A 21571-nucleotide genomic window follows, 5' to 3' on the forward strand; every position below is an offset into this window, starting at 1 on the left:
CGAGTCGGCAATCCCTGTTCCCGTACGATGCTTCTCTTCGGTCGTCTTGAGGGAGAAATGGGATGGGGATCAACGCTGCGAAGATTGTGGAAGACTTGGTGCTCGAGCGCCTCGACGAGCGCGCACGAGCGCAGGAGCGACTGGCTGCGCAGACCGGGTTGTTTGGCGAGCGGAGCGGGCTTGACCTCCCGACGGCCGACAAGCTCGATCTGGCCGATGCTGACACCACACCGTACGACCTTGAACCGGAGGCACCGCGCGCGCTGTCCCTGGAAAAACTTCTGGAACTCAGTCAGACGCAGATGCCGGCGGAAATCGCGGCATCGACGGGCGACTTCGAGGCACTGGTGGTGCTGCATGGACTCACCCCGTTTCATCGGCAGGGGAGCCGAGTGCGAGAGATCTGGGGCATGGGCTACTCCGCGATTCCGCGTGATTGCGACGAAGCGCGCACGGTATCGTTTCAACCGACCGACAGTGCGATCAAGGCGATCGAGGTGAATCAGAAGCTTGCCCTGGATCTGGACCTGCAGGGACGGATGGAACTCGGTATTCCAGGCGAGGGAGCTCAACTCGTGACCGCGGGCATCGCGGGCGGAGCGAGTACCCGACAGGGATTTGCAGTGTCGTTGTCGCTTGAATGGTCCGCCGTTGAGATACAGGCCGGGCCGTTCGGTAGCGGCGGCGTCCGTTGGAATCTCTATCGACAGGGCAGCCGGATTGATCGTCATCACCGACTCGTGCAGACCTTGCTCGTGCCGCGCGGAACGCGTCGTCTGACCTTCGACGTGAATACCTGGGTACGGCGGCGAGGGCTGCTGGGCGGTCTCCTCAAGGTGGGGCATTGGCAATCTCCTCCACGCCAGTTCATGGTGAATGTCGAGGTGGTCCACCGATGATCGGCGGCGATGCAGGCTTCGATTTGCTGTTGGCGCGCCTTCTGGCTGCCGATGCGGTTGACCGGGAGCAGTTGCTGCAGCTGGATGCGCGGCATCGCGATCCGGATTTCCTGCAACTTCTGGTGAAGCTGGCCGAGTCCGATTCGCGACTTCTTGAGTTGGCCCAACTGTCGCTGGGTCAAGCGTTGCGGGACAGGACTGCTGCTTTTCAGCCGCTTGCCGACATCGCGTTGGGGCAGTTCGTGCCCCTGGCGCTTCGGACGGGAGGCCCTGCGAGTATCGTGAAGGTGTTGGCCGCGCTCGAGCAGGCCGCGCTGACGAACGGCAGTGCCTGGATCGTCGCCGTCGTGCGCTGGCAACGCATGCTGGACGCCATGACCGACCGTGATCCTGCCCGGCTATTGGAGGCTGCCGGAGCTTTCCTTGAGAAGTTGGATGTGTTCTTTGCCGTGCGTCCGGGAGACGCGCACGCGGACACCATGGCACGGCTGTCATCTGACCTGCTGCGCGCAGCGGGCATCGCCTACTACGAGTCGCGTGATCCTGACGCGACGAGGCGGATACTCGAAGGCGCGCTCCGGATCCGAGAGACCGGCGGCGCGCTGAGACTGCTGGCTTCGGCGAGCGCTGTCGTGAATGATCGTGATCGTGCGCAAGACTGCCTGACCCGTCTGGTGCAACGCGGTGACGCACAGGCAGTGGACTACTTCAACCTCGGTGGGTTGAAGTTGGTGGCAGGTGAAGGTGAGGCTGCCCTGGAAGCGCTGAGTCGTGCCGTTGAGTTGGCGCCGGGCGACGCGCTGTATGCTCTGCATCTTGCCGGTGCGCTCGCACAGGCAGGCAGACTCGACGAAGCGAACCGTCTCATGGATCAGGCGCTGCAGGCCTATCCCAGTCAGGCAGCAAGCGATCGAGGCCGGACTTTCGGCAATCTAAATGGTCGGCGCTCTACGCCTGCAGAGCTCTTCGTGGCCACCCGTCAACTGTTGATCGTTGCCGCCATCGAGCAGGGGCGAATCGGCATGGCGCGTCGCCACGTGGACGAGTGGCTGGTCCAATCGCCCGGAGACGGTCCCGCCCGCGCATTTGATGCCCGGGTCTGTCGACATGAGGGAGATTTCGCCGCGGCAGTCACGCGATTGAGCGCTGTGGCCGAGGACTTCGACGCGGACGATCTTCGGCTGGAGATCGCAGGATGGCACATGGATCGGGACGAGTTCGATCCGGCGCTCGAACGGATCGCCACGGTCGTGCGGGCGCAAGGCGAAGTCACCGCAGTCCTCAAGGTGCTGCGTCGCTGGACGCTTTTGCGACCGCATGACGCGGCTGGGCGTCGATGGTTGGGCTGCGCGCTCGCGCAGCCCACGAGCGATGAGATCGAGGAGGGATTGGAGATCCTTGACGAGCTCCTCGAAAGGAATCCCGACGACGCCTTTGCGCGCTACCGAAGATCCATCGGTCGGATAGCCATGGGTCCAACCCGACCGCATGACCGACCCACGATTGAAGAGGACCTGTGGGAGGGCTATCGTGACCTCGGTCAGGCCGTGCTGTCCGCGCCTGCCAATGAGGAGTTCCGTCGAGCATGGGCCTGGCTCGTGGATCGCCTCGGCGGCGACTCCGGATTCCGCGAAGCGATGATGGCATCTGCGGATGAACCTTGGGGGTTGCGCAGTATCTCTCCCAGTTCGGCAAGCGCGATGAGCCGCTTTCTGGACGGCATCGGATTCGGGAAGAGGAAGCAGCATCAAGCCGCCGTCGATGCTATCCGGGAGGCGCAGTCGCAGTTCGCTCAGGCGGGTCTTCCCGCCATGGCCGCCCTGTGCGAACTCGATCTGGCAGACAACCTGATGCGCCAGCATGAGATCGGGGATGCGCGTCGGGCCCTGGACCGCTTCGATCGTGAATACGCTTTCATCTGCGCTCGCCCCCTGACACGGAAACTGGAGGCGATGCAGGAGGAACTAGGTCGCGATCACGATGATTCTGTCGTTCGACAGCTCAATCTTGAGATGGAGTTCCTGCACATCCAGCAGATCGGCATCGTCAATCATTTCAACACTAGCAGGTTGTTGACGGCCGAATGTCTTTCCCGCACGGGGCTTCATGAAGAAGCGATCGCCGCAATTGATGAATGGGAGAAGGCGTATACCAGGGACGCCGTCCCGACGCCGGCTCAGGTGGCCAATGCAGAGCGATTGGCGATCATTCTCCGTGATGCGGGAGAGCACCAGCGCGCCAGGGACGTGGTCGAGATCGCTCGACCGCACGCGTCCGGAGTCTTCGCGCACATGCTGGATGTTTTCCAGGGGACGACGCTGATGAGGCAAGGCAAGCGTGTCGAAGCCATTGAGCTCTTCGAGCGGCTCCTCGAGACCAACCAGGAACTGAGCGAACCGCAGCGGGACATCGTGAGATTCAATCTCGCCTCCCTGCATGCGGAAGGAGCGACACCGCAGCGGACATTGGCGCTGCTAGTCCCTTATCTGGAGAGCGCAAGCCTGACCTCAAGGTTTCGCTTCCTGGCCCATCTCAATATCGCGACAGCCTGCATGACGCTGGATCGGCCGGATGAGTCATGCGATCACGTGAGGACTGCCTTGTCGGAGTTTGTCCGGATGAGAGCGGCGTTCGAGCGCATCGGCGACCGCCAGACGTTCGTTCGCAACTATGAGGGGCCGATTGATGCAGCCTTGAATCTTCTGATCAAGGCACGCCAGATCGACGAGCTGTTCGCGGCAATTGAGTGGTTGCGCACGCGATCGTGGGAGGAACAGCACCAGCTGCGTGATTCGATTCCATCGAGTGGCACGGAAGCCGTCAGGCGCAAGATGGCCCGCATCATGCGCATGGGCGAGCTCTTGAAGCGGCAACAACGCGGCATCGCGCAGTTTGGCGCCGACTTCGTCGATGCGGAGGGCCTTGCCGAGTTGCGGCAGCTCGACGCCCATCTGCCCCTGTTCGAAGACGACAACGCCAATCGCAAGAGCGCCGCCGTTCATTCCGACGGAAAACGATCGAGAAGCAAGGCGCTTGAGCGCTCCCGCACCGCTTGTGCAGCGGCGTTGAGTCTCGCCCGGCAGCAACTGGCGAGATCCAGCGAGCCGCTGCAGCGAGAGATGTCGATCGTCGAACCCACCTATGCCGACTTGCAACGTGCTGTGCGTCGCATGGGGGAACGGTGCCTGTTTGTGCATGTGCTCAGCCTGGACGGCGGCATTTCCCTGTTGTGCGTTCCTGGTGATGGCCGGCCTGTCGATCTGGTGGCGACCGAGGTCCCGAGCACCCTCCTGGAGGAACTCGCCAAGGCGGCAAGCTTCGACCCCTTCACTTCAGAAGGTGCGGACGCCTCCCTGTCCGAAACGCTGCTTCTTCCAATACTCGGGCGCCTCGCCGTTGGCGACCCATTGATCCTGTGCACCACGGGATCGTTGTCCAGACTGCCTTGGCACGCGATGACCGTCGAAGGGCGGCCGTTGTGCGCCCGGAATCCCGTTTCCTTCGCACCGAGTGTCACGGTGCTCGTCCGTTGCATGTCGACGCCGCGTGCAACGGGAGCGGCGGTCGTGGTGGGCGACCCCATGGGCGATCTCCCGAGGGGACGCGACGAAGCGCGGAGTGTGTCCGGCATGTGGGGAGTGAGACCATTGATCGGCGGGGAAGCCACGGTTGCCGCGGTCCGCAACTCCCTGGCATCTTCCGCGCCAAGCTGCTTCCATGTCGCCTGTCACGGCGATGCGGACGTCGTAGACGGTTCAGGATCGGCGCTCCTGCTTGCGCCGCTGGATCAAATGGATGATGGAAGACTCACGCTGGAAGGGCTGTATGAATTGAATCTGGCAGGCTCGCTGGCAATCCTTAGCGCCTGCGATTCGGCGGCATCGGAAGGCCCCACGCGGACGGAAGTGTTCGGAATGCCTCGAGCGCTGCTTGTCGCCGGGGCTCGCAGCGTTGTGGCGAGTCTCTGGAAGGCGAATGACACTGCGACGCAAATGCTGATGCAGCGCTTTCATCAACTGCTTCCTGTGGCAAGAGCCTCGAGTGCACTGGCCCAGGCCCAACTCTGGCTTCGATCACTGACGATCGCCGATCTGGTGCGATGGGCGCAAGAGGCGCTGGAACGGGAGACGCAGGACGACACCCGTGCCAGATTGCTTCGGCACATTGCCATCGAAGAACTGCGAGCCAACGACTACGCGTCGGCAAAAGTCACTTTGCAGAGGCTTCTTTCTGAAACAGAAGAGTCGAACGCGGCTGTCGAGCATGCGCAGGCGCATGTCTTGCTGTCCGATCTGATGGTGGCCGAGGAGTCGTGGGAGCCTCGTGACTACAGCGCGCGACCCTTCAATCACCTGAAGGCCTGGGCTCCTTTTGTGGTGATCGGGGATTGGCGGTAATGCCTGACCCGCGACGCATCGCGACAGGTCGGCGATCAGCGATGCGCCTGCAGCCACTCCTCGACGGACTTGGCGCTGGTGCCCACGGCATCGACCGCATGGCGCAGCAACTCTGGCGACACACCGAAGCGTTCGCCCCAGTAGCGCAGCTCGTAGTCGTCCTGCACGTTGACGCGATGGCGTTCGCTGTTGTGGGGACTGGAAGTTTCCTCGGACATGACGATCTCCCTGAACCGGGCCCCGAGGCCCGGCATCCGATGAGTGCAGGCTGCATCGACCGATGCGCAGGCCGGTGCCCCTCAGAGCGAATGCCGAGCGTGAGGAGGCGATTGAGCGGCGAGGGGCACCGGCCTGCGCGTCGGTCCGCCCGGTCGCCGCACGAGACGACTCACCCCGGCCTGCGCGACGGCGGCACCCGGCTGCTGTCTTCCCCGTCGAGCGTGGCTCCGGGATCTTCCTCCCCGGCGACCGATTCGTCGAATGAATGATCCGGCACGGTCGGCGGACCGGGGTCGTGCGGACGCGGTGTGCCTGGCGTCGCGCCCGGGCCCGCCTTGTCGCTGGCCCCCTTGCCCCGGGCCCCTTCGGTCCCCGGTTCCGGGGCGGGGCCCGACGGCGTGTCGATCGCGTCCACCGGCGTGGGGGCGTCGGGGCCGACGGAGGTGGATGGCGAATTCGGTGCGTTCATGGCAATTCCCGGTAGGCTGCTGGCCGACACGAAGCGGCGTTTGCCCGCGCGCTTGGCCGTCGTCATCGCCGTTTCGGCGAGCCGCATCAGCGACTCCGCCTGGCGGCCATGGTGAGGGGCAAACGCGATGCCGATGCTGGCGGTGACCGACGCATGGTCGCCGTCGGGCAGCCGGATCGGCTCGGCCACCGACTCCAGCATGCGCCGCAGCGCCGGCCCGGCCTCGTGCTCGGCGCGCAGCGCGGTGAGCAGGATGGCGAACTCGTCGCCGCCCATGCGCGCGACCAGGTCGTGCGTGCGCACGCCCGCCAGCAGCCGCTGCGCCACCACGCGCAGCACCACGTCGCCGGCCTCGTGGCCGAACTGGTCGTTGAGGTCCTTGAAGCCGTCCAGGTCCATCCAGCACACCGCCACCAGGCCCACGCGCTCGCCCAGCAGCGTCATCGCGCCCGCCAGCCGCTCGGTGAAACGCACGCGGTTCGGCAGCCCGGTCAGCGCGTCATGCACGGCCAGGTGCTGCGCGGTGGCTTCGCTTTCCTTGAACGCGGAGATGTCGATCATCATCCAGAGCGACTCGCGCTCGGACACCGACGCGCCGCTGAGGTCGATCCACACCGGCGTGCCGTCCTTGCGCCGCATCCGCAGCTGCTGGCGGAAGCGCCGGCCCGCGGCGATCGCGGGGTAGGCGGCGTCGCCGACCTCGCGGAAGCTCTCGTCGTCGAGATAGAGCGGCCGCGTGGTCTGACCGTTCAGCTCCCCGGGCGCGTACCCGAACAGCGAGGCCAGCGCGCGGTTCTTCCAGACCACCGTGCGGTCGCGCAGGCGCATCATGCCGACCATGTCGTTGTCCAGCATCAGCGCCTGTTCCAGCGCCAGCTGCTGCAGCCCGATCGCGGCGCGACGGTCGCGGCGCTGCTGGAGGAAGATCAGCACCGAACATCCCAGCACCGTCAGGATGACCACGCCGGCCAGCGCGCTCTGCTGCAGGACCTCGCCGCGCCAGGCGGCCAGGAATTCCGCCGTGCTCGAGCCGGTGAAGATCGTCAGCGGATAACCGCGCACCTGGCGGTAGCAGGTGATGCGCTCGATGTTGTCGAGCCGGGTCCGCGTCATGTACCAGCCCTGCTGCGGGTTGGCGGCGATCTTGCGCATGAGGTCCTCGGACACGATCACGTCGCCGACGCCGCGGATCGAGTGCGGCTCCGTGGCCGAGTAGCGCGCGATCAGGCGCTGGCTGCGCGTGCGCAGCGAGATCGCGCCTTCCGCGCCGATCGTCAGGCCCTTGAAGCTCTCGATGAAATGTTCCGTCGACAGCGTCGTGTAGACCACGCCGGCGAAGCTGCCGTCCTCCCGCTCCAGCCGGCGCGAGACGGCGATGCCCCACTTGTGCAGGACGCGGCCGAACAGCGGTTCGGAGATGACGATCGCGTCGCCGCCGTCCTTGGCGTCCCTGGCGCGCTGGAAGTAGTCGCGGTCGCCGACGTTGAGCGCGCCTTCCTCGCCGGCCAGTCCGTAGACGACCTGGCCGCGGGCGTCGGTGATCCGGATCGCGTCGACCTGCGGCAGCAGGCTGCGCTGGTCGGCCAGCGCGCGCTCCACCGAGCGCCGGACCTGCTCCGGATCGCCGGTGGTCCGCCGGAACTGCAACGCGAGCGTGGACAGCGCGTTGTCGACCTGCTTGAGCTCGGCGCCGATCTCGATGCTGAGGCTGGCGGCCAGGTTCTCGGTGGTTTCCCGGGCGCGGGTGAGGTCGGAGTCGCGTCCGGCCTGCAAGGCCAGCCAGGTGGCCGTCACGACCGCCGCGGCGATGACGAGGTTGCCCGCCGCGAGCCACAGGGCCAGTCGCGTCAGGGAGCGGGGGGCGTAGAGAGGCGGTCGGTCCATCGGAGGCACGCGGGCGAGGCGGTCATCCTAACCGCGACGGACGCCCCGCGACTCATCCGCGAAGCTGGCGCTCCAGCCCGTCCAGCACCTGGTAGCAGGGCAGCACCTGCGCCACGCTGGCATTCGGCTCGCGGCCCTCGCGGATCGCGGCGACGAATTCGCGGTCCTGCAGCTCGATGCCGTTCATCGACACGGCCACGTGGCTGACGTCGACGGTCTCGTCGCGCCCGGTGACGAGGTCGTCGTAGCGGGCGAGGTAGGTGCCGGTGTCGCCGATGTAGCGGAAGAAGGTGCCCAGCGGCCCCTCGTTGTTGAAGGACAGCGACAACGTGCAGATCGCCCCGTTGGCGGCCTGCAGCTGGAGGCTCATGTCCATCGCGATGCCAAGCGTGGGATGGAGGGGCCCCTGCAGCGCGTTCGCCCGCACGACGGGGCTGCCGCATTGCCAGGCAAAGAGGTCCACCGTGTGCGCGGCGTGGTGCCACAGCAGATGGTCGGTCCAGCTCCGCGCCTGGCCCAGCGCGTTCGTGTTGGTGCGGCGGAAGAAATAGGTCTGCACATCCATCTGCTGGATGTTGAACTCGCGGGCCTCGATGCGGCGGCGGATCCACTGGTGGCTCGGATTGAAACGGCGCGTGTGGCCGCACATGGCGACCAGGCCGGTCTCGCGCTGGCGGCGCACGACGGCCTCGCCGTCGGCCAGCACGTCGCACAGCGGGATCTCGACCTGCACGTGCTTGCCCGCGTCCAGGCAGGCCAGCGCCTGCCGCGCATGCAGCTGCGTGGGCGTGCAGAGGATCACCGCGTCGACGTCGTCGCGCGCGAGCGCCTCGTCGAGCTCGGTCGTCGCGTGGGCGATGCCGTACTTCGCGGCGGTCTCGCGGGTCTTGTCGAGATCGCGGCTGATCAGCGACACGACCTCGACGCCGTCGATCGCCTTCAGCGCGTCGAGGTGCTTCTGGCCGAAGGCGCCGGCGCCGGCCAGGGCAATGCGGATCGGTGCGGACATGGGGGCTCCATTCAAGGGTTCTCAAGGATCAGGTGACCCACGGCGGTGTTGGACGCGGGCACGTGATAGAAGCGGTGCGCGACGCGCGGCGCGCCGCCGCCATCGAGGTCGGCCATCGCGCCGCGGGCGATCAGCCACATCACGAGTTCGATGCCTTCGGACCCGGCCTCGCGGACGTAGTCCAGGTGGGGCATCTCTGACAGGCCGCGTGGGTCGGCGATCAGGCGGTCCATCCAGGCGTTGTCCCACTCGCGGTTGATCAGGCCGGCGCGCGGCCCCTGCAGCTGATGGCTCATGCCGCCGGTGCCCCAGACCTGCACGTTCAGCGGCGCGTCGAAGCTCTCCACGGCGCGGCGGATCGCCTGGCCGAGCTGCAGGCAGCGACGGCCCGACGGCACCGGGTACTGCACGACGTTCACCGCCAGCGGGATCACCGGCACCGGCCAGCCGGGCGCGCCGGCCGGCTGTTCGCCGAACATCAGCGACAGCGGCACCGTCAGGCCGTGGTCGACCGTCATGCGGTTGATCAGCGTCAGGTCGAAGTCCTGCTGGATCACGCTCTGCGCGAGGTGCGCCGCGAGCTCGCCGTGGCCGTGGACCGTCGGCACCGCGCGCGGTCCCCAGCCTTCGTCGGCGGGTTCGTAGCGGTCCGCGGTGCCGAGCGCGAAGGTCGGGATGATGTCCAGGCTGAAGGCGTTCGCGTGGTCGTTGTAGACCAGCACGATCGCGTCGGGCCGGTTCGCGTCCATCCAGCGGCGCGAGGGCTCGTAGCCGGCGAACAGCGGCTGCCAGTACGGGTCCCGCGTGCGGCCCTGGTCCATCGCGACGCCGATCGCCGGCACGTGCGAGGTGTAGACGGACGCGGTGATCCGCGCATGCGTGCTCATTGGTCGTCGTCCTTCTTGCCGCTGCGCGGCGTGCCGTCGGGCCGGCGCCCGCCGGCCAGCATCATGTCGCGGTAGTCGCTTTCGCTCATGCCGGTCATGCCGGCGGCCATCTGCTGGTAACTGCGGCCGTCGGTCGCGCCGATCTTGGCCAGGAAGTAGATGTTGCCGCCCAACCGGATGCACTGGTTCAGGTCGCGCGCCAGCACCGCGTCCTTCTGCGCCGGCGTCATCGGCCAGTCGGCCAGGTAGGCGCGCTCGTCGGCCTTGAAGCGCTCGCGGTTCTCGGCCTTCATCAGCGACATGCAGAACTGGTTGAGCCAGTAGCCCTTGCGGGCCTGGTCGGCGTCGAAGATGGTGGTGCCGGGGATGTCCTGGTAGGGCTTGTCGATCGGCATGACGGTCTCCATCAGCGGATGGCCTCGGCCCAGTAGAGCCGCATCGGGTTGTCGACCAGCAGACGCTGGCGCAGCTCGGCGGTGGGAGCGATGCGCGGGATCACGTCGACCAGCAGGCCGTCGTCGGGCATGTGGTCCTTGAGGTTGGGGTGGGGCCAGTCCGTGCCCCAGAGCACGCGGTCCGGGAACTCCTCCACCACGCGCCGCGCGAACGGGATCACGTCGCGGTAGGGCTCGGGCTCGCCGTTCAGGGCTGGCGGGCCGGCGACGGACAGACGCTCCGGGCAGGTGACCTTGCTCCAGACGAAGGGATGCTCGCGCAGGAAGCGCAGGAACAGCGCGAACTCGGGCCCGTCCACCGGCTTCGTCACGTCGGGCCGGCCCATGTGGTCGACGACGACCGTGGTCGGCAGCGCGCTGAAGAAGTCCCACAACTCGGGCAGGTCCGGGGCCTCGAAGTAGATGACGACATGCCAGCCCAGCGCCTTCACGCGCTGCGCGATCTCCATCAGCTCGTCGCGCGGCGTGAAGTCGACCAGCCGCTTGACGAAGTTGAAGCGCACGCCGCGCACCCCGGCGTCGTGGAGCTCTTGCAGCTGCTCGTCGGTGATGCCGCGACGCACCGTCGCGACGCCGCGCGCGCGGCCGCCGGACGCGCGGCAGGCATCGACCATGGCGCGGTTGTCGTCGCCGTGGCAGGTCGCCTGCACGATCACGTTGCGGCTGAAGCCGAGCCGGTCGCGCAACGCGAAGAGCTGCGCCTTGCTCGCGTCGCAGGGCGTGTACTTGCGCTCGGGCGCGTAGGGGAACTCGCCGCCCGGGCCGAAGACATGGCAGTGCGCGTCGACGGCGCCCTCGGGCAGCTGGAATCGCGGCGTCGACGGGTCGGCGTACCAGTCGAGCCAGCCGGGGGTCTTGTCGAAGCCGCCGGAAGTGGGGAGCGTCATCGCGGGTCCTTCAGGAAAGCTTGGGTTTGGCGAGCTGCGCGAGCAGCCGGTCGGCCTCGGTCCGCCAGTCCGGGCTGCGGCCGAAGTCGGCGTCGCCACGCTGGCCGAAGACGCCGTCCTCGGCCAGGTCGGCCATCCAGGCCTGGCGCTCGGCCGTGCCTTCCGCGCTCCAGGGCGTGAGACCGGCATCGCGGACCGTCTCGGCGACCTCGCGCACTTCCTCGCTGCGGCGGCGCCCGTGCTGGATCACGCGCTGGAAGAAGTAGGCGGCCTGCTTCTCCCAATCGATGCCGGGGAAGGTCTCCTTCAGCGAGGCGAGCACCGCGTCCTCCACGCCGTAGTGGCGGGCGGCGGTGAGGCTCTCGATGACCATGGCCTCCAGGCCCTTGATCATGACGCTGCGGCACATCTTGGTCGCGCTGACGATGCCGAACCCGGCGCTGCCGACCGTGGGCGCGAAGCCCAATTGCTTCAGCAGCGGCTCGGCCGCCTGCGCATGCGGGCCGCCGAGCAGCAGCGGCACGCGGATGCGGTAGGGCGGGACGCTCGTCATGACGGCGCCTTCGACATAGCGACCGCCGTGGGCATGCACCGCGTCCGCCGCCTCGCGCTTGGCCTTGGGCGACGCGGAGTTGATGTCGAGCACGAAGGTGCCGGGCTTGAGCCCGGCGGCGGTCGAACGCGCGGCGTCCAGCGTCTGGCTCGCGGTGACGGCGATGACGACGAGGTCCGCCGGCGTCGCGACCATCGTGGCCGAGCTCGTCAGCTCGACGCCGAATTCGACCGCGTGCTCGCGCATCGTGTCGGCGTCGGTCGATGGCGACTCCAGCTTCAGGTCGTAGGCGCTGACCGTGGCGCCGGTCGCGCGCAGGTCCTCGGCCAGGATCCGGCCGACCTCGCCATAGCCGACGAGGCCGATCCGGAGCGACTGCGACTGCGGTACTGCGGTGCTCATGTCAGTCCAGCGAGATGTTGAGCCGCTTGATCAGGTCGGCGTACTTGGCGGACTCGCTCGCGATGAAGGCCTGGTACTGCTCCTTCGTGGTCGGGAAGACGTCGTAGCCGAAGGTGGCGTAGCGCTCGCGGATGTCGGGCTCGGCCAGGGCGGCCTCGATGTCGCGCTGGATCTTTTCCTGCACGGCCTTGGGCAGGCCGCGCGGCGCGGCGATCGTGGTCCAGCCGGTCACCTCGTAGCCGGCGGGGCCGCCGGACTCGCTGACGGTGGGCAGGTCGGGGAAGGCCGGATGGCGCTTCGGGCCGGTGACCGCGATGAAGCGGATCTTGCCGGCGCGCTGCAGCGGCCCGGCGGTCGCCATCGAGCCGAGCGCGAAGTTGAGCTCTCCGTTGGCCACGGCGGTGTAGAGCATCGTCGTCTCCTTGTAGACCACGTGCGTCATCTGCGTCTTCGTCATCGCCTCCAGCTGCGCCGCGCCCAGGTGCACCGGGTTGCCGACGGACCAGGAGCCGTAGTTCAGCGCGTTGGGATGGGCCTTGGCGTCGGCCACGATGTCGCCGACGGTCTTGTACTTGCTGTTGGCCGGGACGCCGACGAAGAAGTAGGTCTTGAACAGCGGCGCGATCGGATCGAAGTCCTTCACCGGGTCGTAGGGCAGCTTCTTGAAGAGGTGCGGGTAGACCACGAGGTGGACGTTGTCCAGCTGGATCAGGTCATGGCCGTCGGTCGCGCCGCGCTTGAAGGCGTCGATCGCGATGAAGCCGTTGGCGCCGGGCTTGTTCTCGACGATCACCGGCTTGCCCCATTTCTTCGAGAGCTTCTCGGCGACGACGCGGGCCACCGTCTCCGGACCGGCGCCGGCCGGGAAGGGCGTGATGATGCGCACGGGCTTGGTCGGCCAGTCCGTGGCCGGCGCTCCCGGCGCGCTGGCCTGGGCGGCGGCCAGGCGCGGCAGCACGGCAGTCATGAGCAGGGCCGCGAGGGTCAGTCCTTGCCCGGTGCGGACGAGGGCGGAGGCGAGGGCAGTGCGGCGGGTCTTGCCCCCTCTCCCGCTTGCGGGAGAGGGCAGGGGTGAGGGCCAGCGGCGGTGGCAGTACGGAACTCCGGTGCTGGGATCCAGCGAGAGGGTGGGGGCAGTCATCGTCGTTGTCTCCGTCGATCTCTTGTCATCGGCGCCCTCTGCAAGGCGGGGCGCTCGGGTGGATGGGAACTGCTGCTCGGGTACTTCGGGTGTTGCGGAAATTGGTGCTCAGTCGATGTATCGCAACCCGGCCTTGGCCAGCGGCTCGCGCATCTTGTACATGTCCAGGCCGAGCACGCCGGCGGCGAACTGCTCGCGCTTGGCGCCCTCGTTGGCCTCCCGGGCGGCGGCGGCGTCCAACGTCTTCGGCGCCAGCGCGGCCGGCACGCAGACGATGCCGTCGTCGTCGGCGACGATGACGTCGCCCGGATGGACCAGCGCACCGGCGCAGACCACGGGGATGTTCACCGAACCCAGCGTCGCCTTGATCGTGCCCTTGGCGGAGATGCACTTGCTCCAGACCGGGAAGCTCATCTCGTTGAGCGTGCGGACGTCGCGCACGCCGCCGTCGATGATCAGCGCGCGGGCGCCGCGGGCCTTGAACGAGGTCGCGAGCAGGTCGCCGAAGTAGCCGTCCGTGCACTCGGCGGTGACGCCGGCGACGACGATGTCGCCCTCGCGGATCTGCTCGGCGGCGACGTGCAGCATCCAGTTGTCGCCGGGCTGCAGCAGCACCGTGACGGCGGTGCCGGAGACGGCGACGCCGGACTGGATCGGCCGCATGTAGGGCTTGAGCAGGCCGACGCGGCCCAGCGCCTCGTGGACCGTCGCCGCGCCGAAGTGCCCGAGCGCGTCCGCGGCGATGCGGTCGGCGCGGGTGATGTTGCGGTAGACGACGCCGAGTTCGTACATGGTGGGGTCCTTCTTCTGGGGAAACGGGGGATCTGGGGGATCGGAGGGCGGGATGGGGACGTCGGCGGGAGCGCGTGGCGGGCGGCGCGTTTCGGGCGCTCAGACGCCCGGCGAGGCGAGACCCAGCCGGCGACGCAGCGCATCGTGGCGGGGGGCGGCGAAATCGTCGACGACGCGCTGCGCGGTGGCGGGTTCGGCGGACGTTGCGGCGACGGCGGCGGTGAAGCGGGTGACGATCTCGAGTCCGGGCGGCATCGGACCGAGGATCGTCAGGCCGCCGTGGCCCAGGAGCTCGCTCAACTGCTGGAAGCCGAGGTCGACATCGCCCTGGGCGACCATCTTCGCCACGGGCACCCCGGCGGGGGACTGGTGCAGGCGGTCGGCGAGGGCGTTGCGCAGGTCCCAGCGCTCCAGCAGCTTCAGCAGCGCCTGGCCGCTGGGCCCGGTGGAGTAGCCGATGGCCCGCGCGCCGAGCAGGGCCAGGCGCAGCGTCTCGGCGGTATCGACGGCTGGCCGGGCATGGCCTTCGGGCGACGCGATGAACATCGGCGAGTCGGCGATCGGACGCAGCGAGCCGGCGCGCAGGCGTCCGGCGTCCAGCAGCCGCGCCATCGCATCGTCGGCGAGCACCACGAGGTCCAGCGATTCGCCCGACTCGACCCGCTGGGCGGCATCCACGCCGCCGATCGATTCGATGCGGATCTCCAGGCCGTGTGCCGCGGTGTACGCGGCCGACAGCTCCGCCAGCAGGGCGCGGGTGGCCATGGAGGAGATGCCGGCGAGGGGTGCGATCACGGGTGGGTCCGGAGGAGGGAAGGGCCGAAACAGGGCTGAGAAAGGCTGAGAAGGGCCGCGGGAACGGGTGGAGGATCTTCGCGGGTTGCGGCGGATTCTGGTCCCGCGGGCCCTGCCGATCCAGTTCTAGCTTCCACTAGCTGATATTCCGATCCGGCATGCCACGGATGCAGGGCCATGCCGGTTCGTGAGAGCATGCGCCGCATGAACCTGACGCAACTGGAGACTTTCGTCCATGTGGCCGAGCACGGCAGTTTCAGCAAGGCCGCGATGGTGCTGGGCGTGGCGCAGCCGGCGCTGAGCCGGCAGGTGCGGGCGCTGGAAACGGAGCTGCACGAGACGCTGCTGCTGCGCAACGGCCGCGGCGTGGAACTGACCGAGGCGGGGCGGCGCCTGCTGCAGCACGGGCAGGACATCCTCAACCTGGTCAGCCATGCCAAGGACGACCTGCGCGCCCGGCGCAGCGAGCCGGTGGGGCAGATCACGATCGCGATGCCGCCGACGCTGGCGCGACTGCACACCCTGGCGCTGATCCGGGCCTTCCAGGCGGAGATGCCGCAGGCACGGTTGACGATCATGGAGGGGTTTTCGGTGCACCTGACCGAATGGCTGCTGACCGGGCGCACGGACCTGGCGCTGGTCTACAACCCGGAGCCGGTGCCGGCGCTGGAGATCCTGCCGCTGCGGCGCGAGCGGCTGTGCCTGGTCAGCCCCAAGGACCAGGCGCCGGCGCGGCCGCCGACCTTGTCGCAGCTGTCGCGGTATCCGCTGGTGATGCCGCAGCGGGGGCACATCTTCCGCGCGCTGATGGAGCAGGCGGCGGCCATGGCGGGCGTGCAGCTCGACGTGCGATGGGAGGTGGCGAGCGTACCGGCGATCCTGGACTGCGTCGCCGCCGGCATCGGTCATGCGGCGCTGGGCGAGGATGCGCTGCAGATCTACGAGCGGCCTGAGCGTCTGGTCACGACGCCCTTTGCGAAGGCGGACATCCAGAGCACCTTGTGCCTGGTCACGCCGACCAGCAAACGGGCGACGCCGTTGATGCAGAAGACGGCGGGGGTGCTCATGAGGATGGTGGGGGAGGCGCGCTGATCGGGTCTGATGCGGCGGGGGCCTTCCGCGCAGTCTTCACGGGCGTCACACCCTTGTCATCACCAGAAGAGGATCAACTGGCGACGCCACGAATCCCCGCTTCAAGTAGAAGCTCTTTGCCGCCTGATCGATCGCATGCACCAGCACGGCCTTGCCGCCTGCGATCCGGCCCGCCTGCTGGACTCGTGCCAGAGCGTCACTGACGAGGGCGGCGCCGAGCCCCCTTCCATTCCAGGAGAAGTCCACGGCAAGCCGCCCAAGCAGGTAGGTCGGAATCGGAGACGGGGCATTGCGCCGAATGGGTCGGGCCGCCAGTGGGACATCCAGGGCAGTCGGCGCGAGCGAGTAGTACCCGATCACCTCATCATGCGCGGTAGTGACGACGTATGTCCTGGAGGATCCGGTCGCCTGATTGGGCAACGCTCGTTGCTGCAACCAACGATCCAGGATCACACGCCCACAGCTGAACTGGTCGCACAAATGGCTCGCGGTGAGCAGCTGCGGCGTTCCAGTCGGGGAAGAGGGGAGGCCCTCCACGGCTATGCCCTCGCCAGCAGCTTCTGGAATGCGAGGTCCTCGATCGGCGGATGAGGGACGGGCTGCTCGCAGTCGCTCACGGGTTCATCGCCCATGCAAAACGTGGCGGCATCGAGGATCGTGGCTTCAGTGGCATCCAGCACCGCATCCAGCATGAACTCAGAACGGTTCTTCCGCGTCAAGGTCGCTGCGCGGTCGATCAGGTTGCAGAAGTCTTCTGGCACTTGAAGATGGACGAAGGTGAAGGTGTTCAGTGCGCTCATGGTCCGTACGAATGCTTTGACGATCAGAGGGTCGACATGCTGCTGCCCATGCAGCCCCGAAGCAAGCCAGCCGGCGGGTGTCGCGACAGAAATCCGGCGTTCCGTTGACGTGCCTCAAAGAATCTCTGCGCGACGACGTCATGCTCCATGAAGCCGCCTGCACGCGCATCGCCCCGAGTGGGGCGATGAAGAGGGCCGACCAATGGGGGAAATGCGGGGGCTTTGGGGGGACGGAGAGAGACCGCAGCGACGCTCAGGCCGCCTTCGCCGCCGGCGGCTTCGCACGCTTCACGTACTGCGGCAGGAAGCTGCGCTTCTCCTGACCGAACGCGACGGTGACGCTGTCCGCGCTGGCCTCGACCACCACTCCGCCGCCGTAGCGCTTGACGCGCACCGCGTCGCCCGGCTGGAACACCGCCGCGATCACGGGCGGCCCATCGTGCGGCGCATCGGGCGTCGACTCGGCACCGTGCGAGGACGATGCCCGCTCGTGCGCATCGATGCGCTCGCAGTTGTCGCAGCCGTGGCAGCGGTCGAAGCCCGCCGCCTCATCGAACGCCTCCAGCATCACGCGCCACCGGCACAGGCCGCTCTGCGCGTAGAACACCATCTGCTCGAGTCGGCGGCGGTCCTGCCGGGCCTTGGCTTCATAGCGGGCCAGGGCCTCCATCAGTGCGGCGACATCGCCAGGCGCGGGATCGGCGAGCTGGAAAGCGTCGCCGTCTTCCGTCAGCCATCCCTCGCGGACCAGCAGCCCCGTGAGCACTTCGAGCTTGTTGCGCGGCCGACTGAGCCGGTCCCTCAGCGCATCGAGCGTCCAGCCGGCCTCGTCCGGCGCAGGCGTTCGCAGCGCCTCCGTCACCGCCTGCGCGTCGGCCGGCACCGGATACCGGCCGTTCAGAAAGAACTGCTGCACGGCGCGGTCGCCGGCGACGAACAGCAGCGTGCAGTCGGCGCGCTCGCCATCGCGACCCGCGCGGCCTGACTCCTGGTAGTAGACGTCGAGCCCCGCCGGCACCTGGTAATGGACGATGCGACGGATATCCGGTTTGTCGATGCCCAGCCCGAACGCGTTCGTCGCCACCATCACGCGCACGTCGCCGCGCATGAACCGGTCCTGCGCTTCATGGCGCTGCGCGGCGCGCAGACGACCGTGGTACAGCGCAGAGGAGACGCCCGCACCGACCAACGCGTCGTGCACCGACTCCGCCGCCTTCACGGTGGCCGTATAGACGATGGTGGCGGGCAGCTGGAACGCCGCCTCTGCCTTTGCCTGTGCCTCTGCCGCTGCGTCGGCGCCGATGGCCGTGTCGGCGTCCACCGGGGACTCGTCCGATCCATCGGGGCCGCTTGAGGGCTTCGCCGTCACGAGCGCCAGCAACCGCCGGAGCTTGTCCTCGTCGTCCGCCAGCGGCTCGACGCGATAGTGCAGGTTCGAGCGGTAGGTGCCGCCGATGAGGCAGCCCGCGGCGGGGATGTCGAGCTGCCGCGCGATGTCCTCGACGACTTCCGCCGACGCCGTCGCCGTGAGCGCGAGCACGGCGGGCCGACCCAGGCGCTCGCGGGCGTCGCCGACGCGCAGGAAGGCCGGGCGGAAGTCATGGCCCCATTCGGAGATGCAATGCGCCTCGTCGACGACGATCAGGTCCGTCGGACGCTGCGCGAGGCGCTCGACCCAGTCGGCGTCGTCCAACCGTTCCGGCGTCAGCAGGACGACCTTCGCGCTGCCGTCGAGTGCCATCGACTCCTGCGCCGCGAGCGCCGCCGCGTCGAGGCCGCTGTGCACTTGCGCGCATCGGATGCCGAGCGCGCCGAGCCGCTCGCACTGGTCTTTCATCAGCGCGATCAGCGGGGACACGACGACCGTGCGCCCCGACAGCAGCGCTGCGGGCAGCTGATAGCACAGCGACTTGCCGGCGCCGGTTGGCATCACTGCGAGCGTGTTCAGTCCGCGCAGCACGCGATCGATGACGTCTTTTTGACCGGGCCGCCAGACGCGCAGCCCGAAGCGGCGCAGTTGCTGAAGGAGGAGTCGTTCTGAAGGCGCTTGTCGACGCGTGGTCATGGCGGTGTCTAGGCGTGCAGGTCGGAATTTCCGCGATGGCATGAGCAAGCCGCGCGCCCAAGCGGTACTTCCTGCCACGGCCGCGGTTCCGCTGTGGGTGTCCCGCTAGGCGCGAACCGGAGCCATAGCAGCGCTATAGCGAGGATTTGCAACGACGCGGGGCGCCCACAGCGGGACCGCGGTGCGTTCGTAGGGCGGGCACAGGGGTTGCCTAGAGCCTTCATGCCGCTCGCGTTCGGCCTCTTTCGCCGCTCGCTGGGCCCGACCCACGTCACAACATTCCGGAGATCGTCATGATCAGCACCATCCTGCTCGTCATCCTCATCCTGCTCCTGATCGGCGCGCTGCCGTCCTGGCCGCACAGCCGAAGCTGGGGTTACGGCCCCAGCGGCGGCCTGGGCCTGGTCGTCCTGATCCTGATCGTCCTGCTGCTGTTGGGCTACATCTGACCGCACCCGACCTGGGCCTGCGGACGAGCGCCCCTCACGGGCGTTCTCCGCGTGCCTGGCGGGCGCCGGAACGCCGGGCGTGCCCGGCGCTCACGCGCCCAGCAGCGACTGCCCGCAGACCCGCAAGACCTGACCCGTGAGCGGGTGCGCGCCCGGCGACGCCAGGAAGGCGATCGCCTCCGCGACGTCCGCCGGCGTGCCCCCTTGCTTGAGCGAATTCAAGCGGCGGCCAGCCTCGCGCACCATCAGCGGCATGCGGCGCGTCATCGCGGTCTCGATGAAGCCCGGGGCGACGGCGTTGATCGTGCCGCCACGCTCGTCGAGCGTCGCCGCCCGCGCGCCCACATAGCCGATCAGCGCGGCCTTCGAGGCGCTGTAGTTGGTCTGCCCGGCATTGCCGGCGATGCCGCTGATCGACGACAGGCAGATCTCGCGTGCGCCAGCGTTCAGCAGTCCGGTGTCATCCAGCCGCGCGTCGATCGCGAGGATCGCCGCCAGGTTCACCGCCATCACCGAATCCCACTCCGCCGGCGACATCCGCGCCAGCGTCCGGTCGCGCGTGATCCCCGCGTTGTGCACCAGCACGTCCACGCCGTGCAGGCGCCGCACGGCATCGAGCAATTCATCGACAGCCCCCGGCGCCGTCAGGTCCGCCGCGAGCAGCGAGCCGCCGATCTCGCGCGCCAGCGCCTCGAGCGGCTGCCGCGCCGCGGGCACGTCGACGCACAGCACGCGCATCCCGTCGAGCGCCAGCCGACGGGCCGTGGCCGCGCCGATGCCGCCCGCCGCGCCCGTGACCAGCGCCACCGGCGCGCGCTCGTCGTCGATCCGCGGCTCGACGTCCTTGCGCCAGGACAGGACCTGCCCCGACACATAGGCGGAGCGATCCGTGCCGAAGAATCGCAAGGCACCCGCCAAGGATTCCATCGACGCCGCGCCTTCCTGCAGCACAAGGGCGTTGGCCGTCGCGCCGCGCCGGCCGGCTTCCTTGGCCAGCGCGCGGACGAAGCCCTGCACCGCGTGCAGGCAGGCCGCTTCCGCCGCGCTCATGACGCCGGCCGAGGTCAGCGCCAGGACGCGACCGCCCGGCGCGAGCTGGACCAGCGCCAGCTGGGCCTGCTCGAACAGCGCGCGCAGACCCGCGAGGTCGCGGCAACCGGTCGCGTCGATCACCAGCGTCCGCACCGGACCGTCGCCGCTCGGCGTGCCGCCTTGCGCGACGATCGCGGCCAGCAGGGACGGCAACGGCGCCGCGCTGCCCGGCGCGATCGCAAGCACGGACCGGCCCGCGAGTTCCTCGTCGACCCAGGCGTTCTGGCGCCGCGGCAGCGGCACCGGTTGCGGCAGGTTGAACAGGCGTGCGATGCGACGGCCGAACGGGTGCTGGACGAAGTGGAGCAGGCGATCGGTCATGGCGGCGAGGTCGGCGACGTCGGCAAGGTCGCGGGGGAGGGCTGGGAACGGCGCGCAGTGTAGGCGCGCCCGGACGTGCCGCCGCTCAACGTCAACCCGATGCGCGTCTCCCGTTCGTCCGATCGCGCGAAGGGGGCGCCGCCGTGCATGCGCGCGATCGCGTCGACGATCGACAGGCCCAGACCGAGGTGATCGTCGCCCGTCGCCGCGCCGCTGGCCATGGACCGGTCGGCGCCGTTCGAACCGTTCGCGCCGTTCGTTCCGCTTGACACGTTCGAAGCGTCCGCAGCGTTTGTGGCTTGCGCATCGCCCGCGCGATAGAACCGGTCGAACAGTCGCGGCAGCCGCTTCGCGGGAATGACCGGCCCCAGGTTCGCGACCCACAGGCGGACCTGACCCGACCGCGCGCCCTCGATGCCGACGCGCAGCACGCTGCCGACGGTGGCGTAGCGCGTCGCGTTGGCGATCAGGTTGGACAGCGCGCGCTTGAGCAGCGCGGCGTCGAAGTCGCCGACCGCCTCGCCCTCGACGCGCAGCGACAGGCCCGCCTCCTCGATGGCAGCGTCGTGGTACTCCGCGACCTCCGCGGCCAGGGCCGCGAGGCTATCGACGCGCTGCCGGCGCGCGCGGTGTCCCCCATAGGCCCGTGACAGGAACAGCATATCGCCCACGATGCCCTGCATGCGGCGCAATTCCTCGAGGTGGGTGCCGAGGCGATCCCTGGCCTCGGGCGGCAGGCCGGCGTCGCGCATCGTGAGCTCGGTGCCGGTGATCAGCGTGGCGAGCGGGGTCCGCAACTCGTGCGCGACGTTGGCGCTGAACGCTTCCACCTGGGCCTGCGTGCGACGTTGCCGCTCCAGCATCGCGGTGAGTTGGTCGACGCGCTGGCGCAGCGCCCGCAGCAGTCCGCCGGCGCTGCGCAACGATGACAAAACGGTCATCCGCATGTCCGCCTCATGTCGG

Annotated in this window: 19 protein-coding genes; 4 read left to right on the forward strand and 15 right to left on the reverse strand. The window is 68.5% G+C overall.

What is annotated here, in order from left to right:
- Positions 1-62: 62 nt before the first annotated feature.
- Positions 63-899 (forward strand): hypothetical protein, encoded by an 837-nt coding sequence (locus AC07PR_RS01195; protein ID WP_495134085.1) that lies wholly within the window; start codon positions 63-65, stop codon positions 897-899.
- Positions 896-5296, forward strand: coding sequence for a CHAT domain-containing protein (locus AC07PR_RS01200; protein ID WP_495134086.1), 4401 nt, complete (start codon positions 896-898; stop codon positions 5294-5296). Before AC07PR_RS01195 ends, AC07PR_RS01200 begins: the two co-directional genes overlap by 4 nt.
- A gap of 35 nt (positions 5297-5331) precedes the next feature.
- Here the strand turns inward: AC07PR_RS01200 and AC07PR_RS01205 are convergent, their stop codons facing one another.
- The 10 genes from AC07PR_RS01205 to AC07PR_RS01250 all read right to left on the reverse strand — a co-directional run bounded on the left by AC07PR_RS01205 (position 5332) and on the right by AC07PR_RS01250 (position 14789).
- On the reverse strand, positions 5332-5514 hold the full coding sequence (locus AC07PR_RS01205) for a DUF3606 domain-containing protein (protein ID WP_377154894.1): 183 nt from the start codon (positions 5512-5514) through the stop codon (positions 5332-5334).
- Positions 5515-5684: 170 nt separating this feature from the next.
- The gene (locus tag AC07PR_RS01210) at positions 5685-7868 is read right to left on the reverse strand and encodes a sensor domain-containing diguanylate cyclase (RefSeq protein ID WP_495134087.1); all 2184 of its coding nucleotides are present in this window, start codon (positions 7866-7868) and stop codon (positions 5685-5687) included.
- A 52-nt stretch (positions 7869-7920) separates the two neighbouring features.
- On the reverse strand, positions 7921-8877 hold the full coding sequence (locus AC07PR_RS01215) for a Gfo/Idh/MocA family oxidoreductase (RefSeq protein WP_483106551.1): 957 nt from the start codon (positions 8875-8877) through the stop codon (positions 7921-7923).
- Between the two features lie 11 nt (positions 8878-8888).
- Positions 8889-9764, reverse strand: coding sequence for a class III extradiol dioxygenase subunit beta (locus tag AC07PR_RS01220; RefSeq protein ID WP_495134088.1), 876 nt, complete (start codon positions 9762-9764; stop codon positions 8889-8891).
- The gene (gene ligA, locus AC07PR_RS01225) at positions 9761-10159 is read right to left on the reverse strand and encodes a protocatechuate 4,5-dioxygenase subunit alpha (protein ID WP_495134089.1); all 399 of its coding nucleotides are present in this window, start codon (positions 10157-10159) and stop codon (positions 9761-9763) included. Before ligA ends, AC07PR_RS01220 begins: the two co-directional genes overlap by 4 nt.
- 11 nt (positions 10160-10170) lie before the next feature.
- Positions 10171-11106: an amidohydrolase family protein gene (locus AC07PR_RS01230; protein ID WP_495134090.1), complete on the reverse strand. Its 936-nt coding sequence runs from the start codon at positions 11104-11106 to the stop codon at positions 10171-10173.
- A gap of 10 nt (positions 11107-11116) precedes the next feature.
- Positions 11117-12061: an NAD(P)-dependent oxidoreductase gene (locus AC07PR_RS01235; RefSeq protein WP_483106547.1), complete on the reverse strand. Its 945-nt coding sequence runs from the start codon at positions 12059-12061 to the stop codon at positions 11117-11119.
- A gap of 1 nt (position 12062) precedes the next feature.
- Positions 12063-13028 (reverse strand): Bug family tripartite tricarboxylate transporter substrate binding protein, encoded by a 966-nt coding sequence (locus AC07PR_RS01240; protein ID WP_377161885.1) that lies wholly within the window; start codon positions 13026-13028, stop codon positions 12063-12065.
- A gap of 282 nt (positions 13029-13310) precedes the next feature.
- Entirely contained in the window at positions 13311-13994 is a 684-nt protein-coding gene (gene ligK, locus AC07PR_RS01245; RefSeq protein WP_495134091.1) for a 4-carboxy-4-hydroxy-2-oxoadipate aldolase/oxaloacetate decarboxylase, read from the reverse strand.
- A gap of 99 nt (positions 13995-14093) precedes the next feature.
- Positions 14094-14789, reverse strand: a complete 696-nt coding sequence (locus tag AC07PR_RS01250) for a substrate-binding domain-containing protein (RefSeq protein ID WP_483106545.1) — start codon at positions 14787-14789, stop codon at positions 14094-14096.
- Between the two features lie 177 nt (positions 14790-14966).
- Between AC07PR_RS01250 and AC07PR_RS01255 the strand changes: the two genes are divergently transcribed.
- Positions 14967-15881 (forward strand): LysR family transcriptional regulator, encoded by a 915-nt coding sequence (locus AC07PR_RS01255; RefSeq protein ID WP_483106544.1) that lies wholly within the window; start codon positions 14967-14969, stop codon positions 15879-15881.
- Between the two features lie 45 nt (positions 15882-15926).
- Here the strand turns inward: AC07PR_RS01255 and AC07PR_RS01260 are convergent, their stop codons facing one another.
- From AC07PR_RS01260 to AC07PR_RS01270, 3 genes are all read right to left on the reverse strand, one after another.
- On the reverse strand, positions 15927-16316 hold the full coding sequence (locus tag AC07PR_RS01260; RefSeq protein ID WP_377154901.1) for a GNAT family N-acetyltransferase: 390 nt from the start codon (positions 16314-16316) through the stop codon (positions 15927-15929).
- A 104-nt stretch (positions 16317-16420) separates the two neighbouring features.
- Positions 16421-16681, reverse strand: a complete 261-nt coding sequence (locus tag AC07PR_RS01265; protein ID WP_377154902.1) for a type II toxin-antitoxin system TacA family antitoxin — start codon at positions 16679-16681, stop codon at positions 16421-16423.
- Positions 16682-16934: 253 nt separating this feature from the next.
- Entirely contained in the window at positions 16935-18746 is a 1812-nt protein-coding gene (locus AC07PR_RS01270) for a RecQ family ATP-dependent DNA helicase (RefSeq protein WP_495134092.1), read from the reverse strand.
- 293 nt (positions 18747-19039) lie between these two features.
- Here AC07PR_RS01270 and AC07PR_RS01275 point away from each other — a divergent pair, with 293 nt between their 5' ends.
- The gene (locus AC07PR_RS01275; RefSeq protein WP_421038055.1) at positions 19040-19195 is read left to right on the forward strand and encodes a DUF3309 family protein; all 156 of its coding nucleotides are present in this window, start codon (positions 19040-19042) and stop codon (positions 19193-19195) included.
- A gap of 90 nt (positions 19196-19285) precedes the next feature.
- Here the strand turns inward: AC07PR_RS01275 and AC07PR_RS01280 are convergent, their stop codons facing one another.
- Both AC07PR_RS01280 and AC07PR_RS01285 read right to left on the reverse strand, forming a co-directional pair.
- Entirely contained in the window at positions 19286-20608 is a 1323-nt protein-coding gene (locus AC07PR_RS01280) for a 3-oxoacyl-ACP reductase (RefSeq protein ID WP_495134093.1), read from the reverse strand.
- Positions 20605-21555 carry a histidine kinase dimerization/phospho-acceptor domain-containing protein gene (locus tag AC07PR_RS01285; protein WP_495134094.1) on the reverse strand — a complete coding sequence of 317 codons (951 nt, stop codon included), beginning with the start codon at positions 21553-21555 and terminating at the stop codon, positions 20605-20607. Before AC07PR_RS01285 ends, AC07PR_RS01280 begins: the two co-directional genes overlap by 4 nt.
- Positions 21556-21571: the final 16 nt, after the last annotated feature.

It is taken from the genome of Roseateles sp. GW821-FHT09H11, assembly GCF_059415845.1.

Bases quoted from the DNA above. Each gene is read 5' to 3' on its own strand.
- AC07PR_RS01215 (WP_483106551.1), bottom strand. From the start codon at position 8,877: ATGTCCGCACCGATCCGCATTGCCCTGGCCGGCGCCGGCGCCTTCGGC.
- AC07PR_RS01210 (WP_495134087.1), bottom strand. From the start codon at position 7,868: ATGGACCGACCGCCTCTCTACGCCCCCCGCTCCCTGACGCGACTGGCC.
- AC07PR_RS01275 (WP_421038055.1), top strand. From the start codon at position 19,040: ATGATCAGCACCATCCTGCTCGTCATCCTCATCCTGCTCCTGATCGGC.
- AC07PR_RS01220 (WP_495134088.1), bottom strand. From the start codon at position 9,764: ATGAGCACGCATGCGCGGATCACCGCGTCCGTCTACACCTCGCACGTG.
- AC07PR_RS01280 (WP_495134093.1), bottom strand. From the start codon at position 20,608: ATGACCGATCGCCTGCTCCACTTCGTCCAGCACCCGTTCGGCCGTCGC.
- AC07PR_RS01235 (WP_483106547.1), bottom strand. From the start codon at position 12,061: ATGAGCACCGCAGTACCGCAGTCGCAGTCGCTCCGGATCGGCCTCGTC.
- ligA (WP_495134089.1), bottom strand. From the start codon at position 10,159: ATGCCGATCGACAAGCCCTACCAGGACATCCCCGGCACCACCATCTTC.
- AC07PR_RS01230 (WP_495134090.1), bottom strand. From the start codon at position 11,106: ATGACGCTCCCCACTTCCGGCGGCTTCGACAAGACCCCCGGCTGGCTC.
- AC07PR_RS01240 (WP_377161885.1), bottom strand. From the start codon at position 13,028: ATGACTGCCGTGCTGCCGCGCCTGGCCGCCGCCCAGGCCAGCGCGCCG.
- AC07PR_RS01265 (WP_377154902.1), bottom strand. From the start codon at position 16,681: ATGAGCGCACTGAACACCTTCACCTTCGTCCATCTTCAAGTGCCAGAA.
- AC07PR_RS01205 (WP_377154894.1), bottom strand. From the start codon at position 5,514: ATGTCCGAGGAAACTTCCAGTCCCCACAACAGCGAACGCCATCGCGTC.
- AC07PR_RS01285 (WP_495134094.1), bottom strand. From the start codon at position 21,555: ATGCGGATGACCGTTTTGTCATCGTTGCGCAGCGCCGGCGGACTGCTG.
- ligK (WP_495134091.1), bottom strand. From the start codon at position 13,994: ATGTACGAACTCGGCGTCGTCTACCGCAACATCACCCGCGCCGACCGC.
- AC07PR_RS01270 (WP_495134092.1), bottom strand. From the start codon at position 18,746: ATGACCACGCGTCGACAAGCGCCTTCAGAACGACTCCTCCTTCAGCAA.
- AC07PR_RS01255 (WP_483106544.1), top strand. From the start codon at position 14,967: ATGCCGGTTCGTGAGAGCATGCGCCGCATGAACCTGACGCAACTGGAG.
- AC07PR_RS01195 (WP_495134085.1), top strand. From the start codon at position 63: ATGGGGATCAACGCTGCGAAGATTGTGGAAGACTTGGTGCTCGAGCGC.
- AC07PR_RS01200 (WP_495134086.1), top strand. From the start codon at position 896: ATGATCGGCGGCGATGCAGGCTTCGATTTGCTGTTGGCGCGCCTTCTG.